Origin of the sequence: Pseudoalteromonas sp. T1lg122 (genome assembly GCF_002964825.1) — a bacterium.
In the GTDB taxonomy this organism is placed as follows: Bacteria; Pseudomonadota; Gammaproteobacteria; order Enterobacterales; family Alteromonadaceae; genus Pseudoalteromonas; species Pseudoalteromonas gelatinilytica.
The window spans coordinates 740,242-753,751 of record NZ_PQCG01000032.1; the positions used below are offsets into that span (position 1 = coordinate 740,242).

Annotated in this window: 12 protein-coding genes and 1 pseudogene; 3 read left to right on the forward strand and 10 right to left on the reverse strand. The window is 41.2% G+C overall.

The window, feature by feature from the left end:
- Positions 1-22: 22 nt before the first annotated feature.
- From glpG to C2M33_RS15815, 6 genes are all read right to left on the reverse strand, one after another.
- A complete protein-coding gene (gene glpG / locus C2M33_RS15790) occupies positions 23-838 on the reverse strand; it encodes a rhomboid family intramembrane serine protease GlpG (protein ID WP_105174872.1) in 816 nt (271 codons plus the stop codon).
- A complete protein-coding gene (gene glpE / locus C2M33_RS15795) occupies positions 835-1,152 on the reverse strand; it encodes a thiosulfate sulfurtransferase GlpE (protein ID WP_063703079.1) in 318 nt (105 codons plus the stop codon). The genes glpG and glpE overlap by 4 nt, the downstream gene beginning before the upstream one ends.
- A gap of 54 nt (positions 1,153-1,206) precedes the next feature.
- Complete coding sequence (gene tdh, locus C2M33_RS15800; protein ID WP_063703076.1) at positions 1,207-2,232, reverse strand: L-threonine 3-dehydrogenase; 1,026 nt, start codon at positions 2,230-2,232, stop codon at positions 1,207-1,209.
- 55 nt (positions 2,233-2,287) lie between these two features.
- Positions 2,288-3,484: a glycine C-acetyltransferase gene (locus C2M33_RS15805; protein WP_063703074.1), complete on the reverse strand. Its 1,197-nt coding sequence runs from the start codon at positions 3,482-3,484 to the stop codon at positions 2,288-2,290.
- A 148-nt stretch (positions 3,485-3,632) separates the two neighbouring features.
- A complete protein-coding gene (gene gmhB, locus C2M33_RS15810) occupies positions 3,633-4,184 on the reverse strand; it encodes a D-glycero-beta-D-manno-heptose 1,7-bisphosphate 7-phosphatase (RefSeq protein WP_063703072.1) in 552 nt (183 codons plus the stop codon).
- Entirely contained in the window at positions 4,184-5,242 is a 1,059-nt protein-coding gene (locus tag C2M33_RS15815) for a glycosyltransferase family 9 protein (RefSeq protein ID WP_105174873.1), read from the reverse strand. The genes gmhB and C2M33_RS15815 overlap by 1 nt, the downstream gene beginning before the upstream one ends.
- A 124-nt stretch (positions 5,243-5,366) precedes the next feature.
- Here C2M33_RS15815 and C2M33_RS15820 point away from each other — a divergent pair, with 124 nt between their 5' ends.
- Positions 5,367-6,086: a 3-deoxy-D-manno-octulosonic acid kinase gene (locus C2M33_RS15820; RefSeq protein ID WP_063703068.1), complete on the forward strand. Its 720-nt coding sequence runs from the start codon at positions 5,367-5,369 to the stop codon at positions 6,084-6,086.
- Here C2M33_RS15820 and C2M33_RS15825 read toward each other — a convergent pair whose 3' ends face one another.
- Together C2M33_RS15825 and C2M33_RS15830 are read right to left on the reverse strand one after the other, a co-directional pair.
- Entirely contained in the window at positions 6,087-7,178 is a 1,092-nt protein-coding gene (locus C2M33_RS15825) for a glycosyltransferase (RefSeq protein WP_105174874.1), read from the reverse strand.
- The gene (locus C2M33_RS15830) at positions 7,175-8,188 is read right to left on the reverse strand and encodes a glycosyltransferase family 1 protein (RefSeq protein WP_233999225.1); all 1,014 of its coding nucleotides are present in this window, start codon (positions 8,186-8,188) and stop codon (positions 7,175-7,177) included. Before C2M33_RS15830 ends, C2M33_RS15825 begins: the two co-directional genes overlap by 4 nt.
- Positions 8,189-8,400: 212 nt before the next feature.
- Between C2M33_RS15830 and C2M33_RS15835 the strand changes: the two genes are divergently transcribed.
- On the forward strand, positions 8,401-9,975 hold the full coding sequence (locus C2M33_RS15835; RefSeq protein WP_105174876.1) for a capsule assembly Wzi family protein: 1,575 nt from the start codon (positions 8,401-8,403) through the stop codon (positions 9,973-9,975).
- A gap of 33 nt (positions 9,976-10,008) precedes the next feature.
- Here C2M33_RS15835 and hldE read toward each other — a convergent pair whose 3' ends face one another.
- Both hldE and C2M33_RS15845 read right to left on the reverse strand, forming a co-directional pair.
- On the reverse strand, positions 10,009-11,448 hold the full coding sequence (gene hldE / locus C2M33_RS15840; protein WP_105174877.1) for a bifunctional D-glycero-beta-D-manno-heptose-7-phosphate kinase/D-glycero-beta-D-manno-heptose 1-phosphate adenylyltransferase HldE: 1,440 nt from the start codon (positions 11,446-11,448) through the stop codon (positions 10,009-10,011).
- Entirely contained in the window at positions 11,448-12,038 is a 591-nt protein-coding gene (locus C2M33_RS15845) for a D-sedoheptulose-7-phosphate isomerase (RefSeq protein ID WP_063703058.1), read from the reverse strand. The genes hldE and C2M33_RS15845 overlap by 1 nt, the downstream gene beginning before the upstream one ends.
- 188 nt (positions 12,039-12,226) lie before the next feature.
- Between C2M33_RS15845 and waaA the strand changes: the two are divergent.
- Positions 12,227-13,485 (forward strand): annotated as a pseudogene (waaA, locus tag C2M33_RS15850) (lipid IV(A) 3-deoxy-D-manno-octulosonic acid transferase).
- Positions 13,486-13,510 lie beyond the last annotated feature (25 nt).

Here is a 13,510-nt window from a genome sequence, read left to right on the forward strand (position 1 = left end):
GCCGCCATTTTTATTTACGCGATTATTTGCGTGAAAGAAGCTTGTCTGACACAGCATAAGCCATACCAGCCAATAACCCCGCTAAATGCGCCCAGTTTGCCATACTCACCGGCAACATATCTACAAAGCCCAGAATAAGCCAAACCAGCATAAAACCAACGATGCTATTACTCACCAATGGCGGCTCTGAAGGTCTCATTGCACTGAAGATCCAACAAAAACCAAGTAAGCCATACACAACGCCGCTTAAGCCACCAAAGTTAGGCCCTACAAGTAAAAACTGCGCCCAATTGCTAATAAATGCCGTCACTAAAAATAAACCCACTAAGGTTAATTTACCGCTGCGTTTTTCTATATCGTTACCCAGCGTCATCCACCAGATCAGATTAAAAATAAGATGAATAGCGCTAAAGTGCACAATGGCAGGTGTAAACCAAGTTAGTGGCTGTGCTGGATTAAACTGCAACATACTGTAAATAGTTTCAAAACCACCTAGCAAGAAAGCAACAAATATAGCTATCGAAACTATAGTAACCGTACGGTTTAGCCAGCTTAATGCTTTAAAGCGAGCTTTTAAATTAAGTGATTGGCCTTGATATGACAAAGGCGATTGTGTACTGCCTACCTGCCATGAAGCTTGTTGGTATTTTTCGTCATGAGGGTTAGCAGCAAACTCCTGCCAAAGTGGTTGAGCTTGATGAAAGTGCTCTGGTGCAACACAAATAATCACAGTTTGCCCATCTTGAGAGCGTAACTCACCATGTAAGCCCTTACTTTTGATGAAATCTATAAAGCCTTGTGCGGCGCGAGGATTATTTATGCTACCCAACTCAATCATCGTTCAATATGCTCCGGAAGTTGCATCTGCCAAGCACTAAAGCCACCATCCATGCTGTACACGTCTTCAAAACCCTGCTCAACTAAATAGCTAGCAGCACCTTGAGAGCTCACACCATGATAACAAACGATGATGATTGGCTGATCAAACTCTTTATGCATCATAAATTCGCTGATGTTGGCATTTGATAAATGCTCAGCGCCTGGGATATGCCCCGTTTGAAATGAGTTAGGATCGCGAATATCGGCAATCACAACCTCTTCTTTGTCTAACAGCGCAAACGTCTCGCTCACTGAAATATGTTTATACGACATAGTACTCTCTAAACTAAAAAGGCGGCCAAAGCCGCCCTATCAAATAACTCAGTATTAATCCCAGTTAAGGATTACTTTACCTGATTGGCCTGAAATCATTGTATCAAAGCCTGCTTGGAAGTCATCCACAGAGAACTGGTGAGTAATAATTGGGTTCAGATCAAGGCCTGATTGAATTAGACTCGCCATCTTGTACCAGGTTTCAAACATTTCACGGCCGTAAATCCCTTTAATGATTAAGCCTTTAAAAATAACTTGGTTCCAATCAACCGCCATATCAGAAGGTGGGATACCCAACATAGCGACTTTGCCGCCGTGATTCATGTTGTTTAACATGCTGTTGAATGCAACCGGCACACCTGACATTTCAAGACCGATATCAAAGCCTTCTGTCATGCCAAGCTCTTTCATAACATCTTCAAGCTTTTCATTCGCTACGTTGACGGCACGAGTCGCCCCCATTTTACGCGCTAAATCTAGGCGGTATTCGTTCACGTCTGTGATAACCACATGACGTGCACCCACGTGTTTAGCAACAGCGGCTGCCATAATACCAATTGGGCCAGCACCAGTGATTAATACATCTTCACCGACTAAGTCAAACGACAATGCTGTGTGTACTGCATTACCGAATGGGTCAAAGATTGATGCTAGTTCATCAGGAATGTTATCTGGAATTTTAAATGCGTTGAAAGCTGGGATCACAAGGTATTCAGCAAATGCACCTTCACGGTTTACACCAACACCTGTTGTATTACGACATAAATGCACACGACCAGCGCGACAGTTACGACAGTGACCACAGGTAATATGGCCTTCGCCAGAAACACGGTCACCCACTTGGAAACCACGTACTTCCTGACCCATATCAACCACTTCACCTACATATTCGTGGCCAACAACCATTGGCGTAGGAATTGTATTTTGTGCCCACTCATCCCATTTATAAATATGGACATCTGTACCACAAATTGCTGTTTTGCGGATTTTAATAAGCAGATCGTTATGGCCAACTTCAGGCTTTGGCGCATCAGTCATCCAGATCCCTGGTTCTGCTTTTAATTTAGATAATGCTTTCATGATTTACACTCAATTAAACAAAACCGAAGCAAAAGCTTCGGTTTAGGGAATAAAATTAGATAACACCCATTTCTTTACCAATACGGGTAAAGGCAGCAATAGCGGTATCTAATTGCTCTTTTGTATGCGCCGCAGAAATTTGCGTACGGATACGTGCTTGGCCTTTAGGTACTACAGGGAATGAGAAACCTGTTACGTAAATACCTTCAGCAAGTAATTTGTCAGCCATGGCTGAGGCAATTTTAGCATCGCCTAACATGACAGGGATAATAGCGTGGTCTTTACCTGCACAGGTAAATCCTGCAGCTTCCATTTGTTCACGGAAATACTTTGCGTTATCCCAAAGTTTAGCGCGTAACTCGCCGCCATTGCTTAGCATCTCAAGTACTTTAATTGATGCAGTAACAATTGATGGTGCAAGTGAGTTTGAGAAAAGGTAAGGACGAGAGCGCTGACGTAACCACTCAACAATTTCTTTTTTACCTGATGTGTAACCGCCTGATGCGCCACCAAGTGCTTTACCAAGGGTACCTGTGATGATATCAACACGGTCTAGTACACCGCAGTACTCTGGCGTACCTTTACCATTTTCACCAACAAAACCAACAGCGTGAGAGTCATCAACCATCACTAATGCATCATATTTATCAGCTAGATCACAAACCGCTTCAAGATTACAAATTACGCCGTCCATTGAGAAAACGCCGTCAGTAGCGATTAGCTTAGTTTTCGCGCCCGCTTCATCAGCAGCAATAAGTTGCTTTTCAAGGTCGCTCATGTCGTTATTTGCATAGCGGAAACGCTTTGCTTTACAAAGACGCACACCATCAATGATCGAAGCGTGGTTTAGCGCGTCAGAGATGATTGCATCATCTGGGCCTAAGATTGTTTCAAATAAACCTGCGTTGGCATCAAAACATGATGAGTAAAGAATAGTGTCTTCTGTTTCTAAGAACTCAGAGATCTTTTGTTCTAAAGTTTTATGAATATCTTGAGTACCGCAAATAAAGCGTACAGAGGCAACACCAAAACCGTGATCGTCAAGGCCTTGTTGAGCAGCTTTAATTAACTCTGGGCTATTTGCTAAGCCAAGGTAGTTATTAGCACAAAAGTTGATAACCTTATCACCAGAGGCAACTTCAATTTGAGCTTGTTGCTGTGACGTTATAATACGCTCGCTTTTGTATAAGCCTTCAGCTTTCACTTCATCAATTTGCTGCTGCAATTGATTAAAAAACGCAGATGCTCTCATCTGTAATCTCCACATATTCTTGTATCTAACCAGAAATGATTAGCGTGACTTTAAATTTTGCGCCTATTGTAAAAGCTTAGCCGAACAATTGCACTGTTTGCAGTTCGTCGCAGACCGTAAGGGTTGCGAAATAAACTGGTCTTACCTGCTAAGACTGTAAAATTAAAGCTGGTAACTCAGCTAAAGACTCACAAACTACATCGGCGTGCTGTTCTGTTGACTCGGCATAACTTTGCCCTGAGCGAACTAAAACGCGGGTCGCGATGTTGGCTCTTTCAGCGGCAATAAGGTCGCCAAGCTTATCACCAACCATAATGCTTTGAGATGGATCGATTTGATGCTCATCAATGGCTTGTAAAAGCATACCCGGGGCAGGCTTGCGACAGTTGCACTCTTGCAAATAAGCAGGTTCTGCTTTGCTTGGATGATGCGGACAAAAATAGACATCAAGAATAGTAACGCCATGGCGTAAAAATTCGCCCTTCATCCACTCAGTGAGGTTGGAAAAATCTTGTTCTGAATAATAACCACGGCCAATACCTGACTGGTTAGTTACCACCACAATTTTATAACCGGCATCAGTGAAAGCTTTGCACGCCTCAAATACACCGGGTACAAATTCAAACTCTTCGGGTTTGTATACATAGCCATGATCAATATTGACCACACCATCACGGTCTAAAAATAAAACTTTGCTCATTACAATTGCTCTTTATCTACCACGTGGTCAAACATCGAAATCACCTTTTCAACACTGATTTGCGCCATTAGGTCAGCCCCTTTAACACGTGTTCCCCATGGCAGCTCTTGCGCCGTTTTACCTGTTTGCTCTCGTAAGTTTTGGTGATATACCTCAACAACATACTCTTGATACAAATAAGGCCCTGTGCGTTTTGGGTTTGAGTGGGCATACAAACCAATAACAGGTGTTCCAACCGTTACAGCCATATGCGCAGGCCCAGTATCTGGAGCTAACACTAACGCCGCACGCTTCAAAACACATAACAGTTCTTTTAGTTGAGTTTTCCCTACTAAGTTAAGCACAGGTGCCGAACTATGCGCGATAATTTGCTCGGCAAGTTCAATTTCTAAAGGAGTTGGACCGCCAGTAATAACTACCGAAAAGTCTTGTTGATGAGCATGTTCAGCAAGTGCAGCATAACGCTCGGGTAACCAATTACGCTCTTTTTTACTTGCCGCAGGCGAGATAACAAAAATACGCCCGGCTAAACGTTCTTCACCTAATAGCGCATCGGCTGCTTGTTGGTGCTGCTCGGTAATTGGCATTTGCCATTGAGGTTTGTAATCAGGCGACCCAATTGCTTGAGCAAAGCCTTTAAAGCCTTCTAATACATGCGCTTCAGATTGCGGGGCAATACGCTTATTAATAAACAAGCTATGTAACTCTTTTGAGCGAGCCCAATCAAACCCCACTTTGACCTTTGCCGGAATACAGCGGGCTGCTAGATTCGCTCTGAGTGCGACTTGCATATGTAAGAGCACATCAAATTTACGCCCCTTGAACGTGTCTTTTAGTTGCTGATAAGCCTGTTTGCCTTGTTTTTTATCGAATACAACAAACTCAACACCGGGTAAATCGGCCAGTAACATGGCCTCAACTTTACCAATCACCCAGGTAATTTTTGCCTTCGGATGTGCCTTTTGAATTGCTTGCACTGCTGATACGGCATGACATACATCACCAATAGCCGAAAGCCTTAAAATACAAATATCTGAATAGGAGGTTGTTTGAGTCACGTGCGCCCTTAGCTACAGCAAATAATATGCGATCTTAAATTAACTTGATGCTAATGCAAGCACTTATGCGAAAAGCTAAAAATACGGTAAGATAGCGCTAATTTTATTTAATCTTGAAGTTGTTATGTTTGAAACTCAGCATCTGCAAAACACCACCCTTTTGTGTCACCCAGCTTACAAAGATGAGCTCACGCAACAGTGGTTCGATGCCAATTATTGGCAACAACAAGATAAAATAGTTGGCGCAAAAAAAGGCCGCGCAACAGCATGGTTTTTTAAACATCAACAGCTTACAGGAGTTCTGCGTCACTATTGGCGCGGTGGGTTAGTAGGTAAGTTACTGAGCGATCAGTACCTATATGTTGGTTTAAAGCAAACTCGTGTCTATAAAGAGTTTACACTGATGATGCGCTTACTTGAGCTTGGCCTAAACGTGCCGACACCCATTGCGGCAAAAGTGACCACCCACGGCTTAATCTATCGCGGCGATATCATCACCGAAGCAGTAACAGGCGCAAAAAGCGTGTTAGATATTTTAATCACGCGTCCACTTAACCAATCTGAACTCAAAGCGATTGCAGTCACCCTCAGCGAGTTTCACAATCATGGCGTCTATCACGCAGATTTAAACATCAATAACATCTTGTTCGATGATACAGGTAAGGTGTTTATCATCGACTTTGACCGCGGTGAAATCAAACAGCCACATGCTAGCTGGCAAACAGAGAATATCAAACGCCTTGCCCGTTCATTTGCGAAAGAGCAAGGCCGTAATGAAGTGATGCATTGGCAGCAAAGTGATTGGCAGTCACTGGTGTGTGACTACCAAGCATTGCTGAACTAATTATCGATTTTGGGCCAATGCTAAATAACTTTCAGCAACTTGTGTTGCTGATATTTTTGATAGTATTTCTGCATCAATAACCTCTGGCTTATCGTTTAACACAGATTCAATAGCTTGGGTTAAAGCCTCAGGGTTATTTGTAGGAACTAAATACTTGGCTAAATTACCCGTTAAGATTTCTTTTGGTCCATGAGTACAATCGGTGCTTACAACTGGCGTACCCAGTATGAGCGCCTCAATGAGAACAGTAGGTAATCCTTCATAATCAGAACTCAGTACCAAAGCATCAGCACCTTTAATCCAAGCATATGGGTTTTGCTGAAAGCCAGGCAAAATAAGCCTATCTTCAATACCATGTTGGCGACCAAGTTTGGCGGCTTTATTAACTTTATTACACAATAAAACAAGCTTATGGGATGTATTTAAATTAGCAAATGCTGAAAATAAAACATCATGTCTTTTTTGTTTTGCTAAACGACCTACGTGAATAATATAGGGCTCACGTGGTAATCCTAACTCAGTTTCACTCGCTTTTTTGACTATGCTTTGAACATTAAACGGGTTAAAAATTGTTGTGATACTTTGGGGAGCAATCAACTTTTGCTGCTTAATTTCACTTTCAATACCTTCAGAAACACAAATTAAGTTTTGTCCTGACAAGCGCTTTTTACTTTTCAGTAAATATTGATAAGCAAATGGTCCAAGTTTCTTTTGTCTATTTAACTCAGCCGAAATTGAGTTATGAATGACATAGAAAACATGTTTAATAGTACTGCAAATTAGCAAATTATTACTGCGATCTAAATTTGATAAAACGAGATCAAATTCCCCGTTTTTAGATTGGTATTGTGCAAACCAATTTTCGATACGTTTTACGCTTTTTTTTAGTTGCCAGAACCTATCAACTTTTTTTGCTTTATGGTCAAACAAACACTCAACATTTAGCTGTGATGGTAAGGTATATTCAATCGAGTTCGCTAAACTAAGCATGACAACTTCATGTTGTTGAGCCAAAAGCTCGCCAGCCAGCGTCAGCATAACTTTCTCAGCCCCACCGCCAACCAAAGAATCAATAACTATGGCAACCTTCATTTAGAAATCCCAAACAATAACTCAGACACCCCTTGCAGCATTTCTTTTTTGGCATTATGAGGTTTTATTTTCGCCAAAACGTTTTTAGTTGCTTGATACGTTGCTGGTACCAATAATTGCTTAACAGCATCACTCAAACTGGCTAACGTTGGATCTGCAGCTAAGGTTAAGTTACTGTCTACACAGTTTTGCAAACGTTTCGGTTGGTCTTTTGAAATTGCTGCAGCAACCGTCGGGACTTTAAGTGAAATAGCTTGTAATAAACTGTCCCCTGCTGATAACACTGCAAATTTAGCATTTGCTAATACACCAACAAATTCACTTGCATGTAAACTTTTTAAAATGATCAGGTTATCATCTTCGGGTAGATTATTTGGGTAGTTTGAACCAAAAACAACAACACCTTTAAGCCCTGTTTCTGTCGCTATTTTCTTGGCTGCTTGATAAAAAACATCAGCAAATAACTGGTTCTTTTCACCGTGCCCACCTGACCCAGCATTGACTAAAAAGTAAGCTTCATTCGTAAGATTTAACTGAGCTAACAATTGGTACGTTTCGGAACTTGATGATTGAGAGAAAAAAGGACCCACATTTACCGGAGGTGACAAAGGAAAAAGCTTGAGCTTTAGTCGCTCACTGAAGCTTATTTTTTCAATACAATAATCAGGTTGGGCAACCCAATGTCTATCTATTAAATTTAAACGATTTAGCTTTAAGCCTTTCGCTCTTTTTTTATTATGCTGTGAAATAAACACCACTTTAGCCCCAGCACGCTTTGCTGTTTTCATTTGGGCGGCTCTACCTGCACAATCAAAAACCACCAAGTTAGGCTTAAATGCTTCAATTAATTGATTAACCTTACGTGTTTCTTTTGTCGCTGATTGCTCTATGAGTGTTGTATCAAATGGGCAATCAAGGGCGTAATTTGTATGTTTATTTAATAAAAAGTGGATGTCTAAACGATCGGGAAAACACTCATCTAAATAATGAGCAAATGATAACGAACGCATGTATTCACCTATTCCTTCAGATGATGACACGGGGATAAATAAAAGGCGTTTTTTTTCCATTACACTTTAAATTATAAAATTTGCCAGATTATACATCAAATTGAGTTCCTTTTACGATACCTAGACGAATTGCTCGTTGTGAATTATTTACTGCAATCATCATGTAGGGTTGATAGACTTCTAGTCCCAAAAAACAAACCGAGAATTAAGCATTGCCTAAAAAAACACTTTTATTACTCGCTCTTGCTAGCGCATTTAGTCTACCTCTAGCTGCTGAACCTTGGGTTAAACCAGACGATTATGGCTTACGAGCCGACATTCAATTATTAGCGGATACAGGAGTAATTAAAGCCCCTGTAACTACATATCCACTAATGTGGAATAGCTTTATTGATGAACTAAATGACACCACATTAGAGCAATTACCTAGTTTTGTTCAAGATGCTTTACTTCGTGTAAAGCACAGATATAAAGCCGAAAATACCGAACAGCACAATTTCCATAGCGAAGTTTTTCTATCAACAGATACATTACCAGCCACGAGTTTTGGCGCTACCAACACACAAAAATCAGAAGCGACCGTCGCTTATAGTTATTTAGGTGAAAGTTTAGCTGGTAAACTAGCAGTTAATTATCGTTCTGATGGTCGAAAATGCTACTTAGAGGGCATGGTTCAATCAGATATAGCTGAAGATCATCAAGCGCTTACTGATTGTGATGATATTACTTTTGACCATAGTTACCTTGCCTATAAAATTGGCAATTGGGTCTTTCGTGCAGGTGCAGTTGAACAATTCTGGGGACCTGGTGTTGACAACAGTCTAATTCTCACAGCGAATAGTAAACCTTTACAAGCTTTCAGCATTAGTCGTGAAAAAGCCACTGCTTTTGAATCAGCTTGGTTGAGTTGGATTGGTCCTTGGAGCTTAACAACTCAAATGGCTAAGCTTGAATCTACCCGAGCAGTCCCTGATGCGCTACTTTGGAGTAGCCGAGTGAACTTTAGACCAATTCAGCAACTTGAGGTTGCTCTAAGCTGGTCTGCACAATGGGGCGGGGATGGTGAACCCCAATCTATCTCAGAATTTTTTGATATGGTTACAGGTAAAAGTACTTGCCCTGATGGGTCGCAAGACTGTACTGAAGCTGAGAAGTCAAAATTAGGCAACCAACTGGCAGGTATTGATTTACGCTGGTCAGATACTCTCTATTCATACCCGTACGCTATTTATGTAAGTACGATTGGCGAAGATGCTAGTAGCTACTTTAAGCCCGCAGACAGAGCGTATTTAGCGGGTGTAGAGACAACAGTTCCATTTGCAGAGCAAAATATCAAAGTAAACATTGAATACATTGATACTGTAGTTTCATGCTCTGGTGATGAATCTGTGCCTGGCGCTGTGATCTCCTATAACTGCTATTACGAGCATGGTAAATACAATTCTGGTTATCGCTATCAAGGGAGAACAATTGGTTCTACATTTGATAACGACACAGAATCCCTGGTACTCACAGTGCTTGGGCAGCATAGAAATGGTAACGATTGGCAAGTTAAACTGCGTCAGGTTGATTACAACAACGACAATGTAGATCTTTACCCTAGCAACCCAGATTTAGGGCATACAATCACTAAAAATGCCATTGATAGCACACAATTAGAGCTGCGCTACAGAATGTTAGCATTACAAGGAAGAATCTCTTTCGGTGCTCTTGCTGCTAAAAATAAATCATTGGGGGAATCAGACACTGAAACCTCCGCATTTATGAAATATGAAATGAACTTTTAGAATCAAAAAAGCCAACAAATGTTGGCTTTTTTATTAACTTTTAATTTTGCTAATTACATTTGATGTTGAGCAACCATTAAGAAACTCAAGTACTTCGACTTTTCCGCCATGGCGTAGAACATGATCGGCACCGGCAATTTGATCGACAGTGTAATCGCCGCCTTTTACAAGTACATCAGGGCTAATTTGCTCAATAAGCTTAGCTGGCGTGTCATTTTCTTCAATGCTGCCAAATGGAATAACCCAGTCAACTGACGCCAGTGCACTTAATACCATGGCACGTTCATCCAATGGATTAATCGGTCTTTCTGGACCTTTTAAGCGAGTGATTGATTCATCATTATTTAAGCCAACAACAAGTCTGTCACCTCGCGCTTTAGCTTGAGCAAGATAGCGTACATGGCCTGCGTGAAGAATATCAAAACAACCATTAGTGAAAACTATTTTTTCACCATTTTGCTTAGCAAACTCAATATGCTGAAGCACATCCTCAAACGGCGTTTGGTAGTGCTCGCCGGTTTGCTGCAAGTATTGACCAAGCTTACGGCTCAACTCTTCTGGCGACACAGTTGCGGCACCCAGTTTACTCACTGCAATACCAGCAGCGAGGTTAGCAATTTCAACCGCATCTTTTGCAGCCATTCCCGCACCAAGCATCACTGCAAGCGTCGCGATTACGGTATCGCCAGCGCCAGTAACATCGCTAACTTCAAGCTGCTGGGCTGCAAAATCATGTTTTTCTGCTTGGCTGATTAACGACATCCCCTGCTCTGAGCGAGTTAACAGCATAGCAGCAATACCCGCTTCATTGATTAGCTTACGAGCGCTTTGGGTCAAGCTTTGCTCAGAATCAGTTTTACCACCAGCAAGCTTAAACTCGTTTAAGTTAGGGGTTATGTAATCAGCACCACGGTATAAGCTTAAATCAGATGATTTAGGGTCGATAAGTACCGTTTTACCCGCTTTCTTTGCAACCTGAATCATTTGTTGAATTAAACTCAGAGAGCCTTTGTTGTAATCAGAAAACAACACAAAATCGTAGTCATCTAAAACCAGCTCTAAACGGTTTAATAACAATTGGCTGTGTTGCTCAGTAAAGTTCTCTTCAAGATCTAAACGAACAACTTGCTGATGACGGCTGATTACACGCATTTTTGAAATAGTCGGTAAATCGCAAACACTCACTAATTGCGAATCAATTTTTTCTGAACTTAAAATTGTTTCGAGGATTTGCCCGCTTTCGTCTTCACCAACTAAACCTAATAAGCCTACTTTACCATCTAAACGAGCAATATTTTTTGCTACGTTTGCTGCACCACCAGCTTTGTCTTCAAATTTACTGACTTTGACAACAGGTACCGGGGCTTCAGGCGAAATACGTCCTGAATCGCCATGCCAGTATCTATCTAGCATGACATCACCAACGACCAAAATACGTGCCTTTGAAAGGTTTTTTAGTAACGCTAAATCCATTACTTTTGCTCCGCTACAACCATATCGATGGCTTCGCATAACCAATGTCCGATGAACATATGCGCTTCTTGGATACGCGCTGTTTCATCATTTTTAATGATAATTGGTAGCTTAGCGATATCTTTTACCTTACCGCCATCTCGGCCTGTTAATGCCACTGTAAAGGCACCAATTTCATTTGCAGCTGCCAGTGCTAGGTTGATGTTAGGGCTAGTACCAGAGGTGGTTAAGCCAATCACTAAATCTTCAGGTTTACATAACGCCTGCACTTGGCGCTCAAATACAGTATCAAAATGATAGTCGTTACTGTGAGCGGTTAAAATTGAGGTATCTGTTGTCAATGCGATTGAAGCTAGTGGACCGCGCTCCAATTTGTAACGCACGACAAACTCAGCAGCTAAATGCTGTGCATCAGCCGCACTACCGCCATTACCAAACCAAATTACCTTACCACCTGCTTGCAAAGCGCTGTGACATGCTTCAAGTAATTGCATCACTTCTGGGTGATAAGTATCCATCGTTTCAAATAACATTTGATGGCGGTTCAAACTTTCTAAGTAGCTTGCTGCTACAGAATCTAATTCAGGCATGAATATCCCTCTTTGGAACAAACTTTGGCAGGAGTAATAATGTTATTATTCCACAGATTTATTTCTTTGTGTTCAGTTTATCGTACTTTTATGAATATCGACTGGATAATTACAGTTATCTGCAGACTAACTATTGGCAACAGCTCGATTAACGTTAAACTACCCTAAAACTCTGTATATTAAAAATTATGGCGCGCATTTTATACTCTTTACTTTTATACCTACTAAGCCCACTGGTTGTTTTTTACCTGTATGTTTTACGTGGCAAAAAGAATAAGGGTTACCGTGAGCATTTTGCTGAGCGCTTTGGCTTTTCGAATTTGTCACATCACGATGTTGTTTTCCATTGTGCCTCTGTAGGGGAAGTGTTAGCAGCAACGCCGCTTATTAAGGCCGTTCAATCAGAAAATCCAACACTTACTATTTTAGTAACCTGTAATACCCCAACGGGTCGCGAGCAAATAAAAAATAACTTTAAAGATGCAGTTAGCTGCTGTTATTTACCGATTGATTTTTTCTTCGCTACGAATCGATTTTTAAAACGTATCCAGCCAAAGGTACTGTGTATTTTAGAAACTGAGCTTTGGCCAAACCTTATGGCACAAAGCAACAACACCGGTACAAAAGTACTTGTTCTAAATGCCCGGCTTTCAGCTAAATCACAGCAAGGCTACCAAAAGGTAATGCCTTTAACTAAGGTGATAATGCAGTCTATTAGCGATCTTGCTAGTCATAATCAAAATGATGCCAAACGTTTTATTGAACTTGGTTTAAAGCCTGAAAAGGCACGCGTATTTGGCTCAATTAAATTTGATATCACACCTACAGAAGAGCAATTAAATAAAGTTGCAGCACTAAAAAAACAGTATAACAACGAGCGCTTTATCTGGGTTGCAGGCTCCACTCACCCTGTTGAACATGAGCTTATTTTAACTGCTCATGAAAAGCTGTTAAAAGCGTTACCCCACGCACTTTTGATTATTGCTCCACGTCACCCAGAGCAATTTGATAAAGTCGCGGAGATATTAAAAAACTCAAATTTGAGCTTTAGTCGTCGCAGTGAAGATAACTATAACAACCAACAAGTTGTGTTAGCTGACACGTTAGGTGAGTTACAATGCTTATATGGTGTGGCAAACATCAGCTATGTTGGTGGTAGTTTAATCGAGCGAGGCGGCATAATCCGTTAGAGTCAGCAGCGTTTTCTGTTGGCGTAGTAGCAGGTCCTCATACCTATAACTTTGACCATATTTATCCTGAGCTGATTAGTGCTCAAGGAGCTAAAACCGTTACCGATGAAAATCACCTTGCTGACACACTTATCGCTTTGAGTACTGATGTACAAAAGACGATTAAGCTCGGTCAGCAAGCTCAGAAATGCGTTGCTAACAATCAAGGCGCCATCAGTAAAACGGTTAATTTAATTGAGCATTACTTAGAAAAGTAAGATAGAAAAGTAAAATAGAATAGAG

Excerpts from the sequence above, each read along its gene's own strand:
- glpG (WP_105174872.1), bottom strand. The coding sequence starts at position 838 with ATGATTGAGTTGGGTAGCATAAATAATCCTCGCGCCGCACAAGGCTTT.
- glpE (WP_063703079.1), bottom strand. The coding sequence starts at position 1,152 with ATGTCGTATAAACATATTTCAGTGAGCGAGACGTTTGCGCTGTTAGAC.
- tdh (WP_063703076.1), bottom strand. The coding sequence starts at position 2,232 with ATGAAAGCATTATCTAAATTAAAAGCAGAACCAGGGATCTGGATGACT.
- C2M33_RS15805 (WP_063703074.1), bottom strand. The coding sequence starts at position 3,484 with ATGAGAGCATCTGCGTTTTTTAATCAATTGCAGCAGCAAATTGATGAA.
- gmhB (WP_063703072.1), bottom strand. The coding sequence starts at position 4,184 with ATGAGCAAAGTTTTATTTTTAGACCGTGATGGTGTGGTCAATATTGAT.
- C2M33_RS15820 (WP_063703068.1), top strand. The coding sequence starts at position 5,367 with ATGTTTGAAACTCAGCATCTGCAAAACACCACCCTTTTGTGTCACCCA.
- C2M33_RS15825 (WP_105174874.1), bottom strand. The coding sequence starts at position 7,178 with ATGAAGGTTGCCATAGTTATTGATTCTTTGGTTGGCGGTGGGGCTGAG.
- C2M33_RS15830 (WP_233999225.1), bottom strand. The coding sequence starts at position 8,188 with ATGCGTTCGTTATCATTTGCTCATTATTTAGATGAGTGTTTTCCCGAT.
- hldE (WP_105174877.1), bottom strand. The coding sequence starts at position 11,448 with ATGGATTTAGCGTTACTAAAAAACCTTTCAAAGGCACGTATTTTGGTC.
- C2M33_RS15845 (WP_063703058.1), bottom strand. The coding sequence starts at position 12,038 with ATGCCTGAATTAGATTCTGTAGCAGCAAGCTACTTAGAAAGTTTGAAC.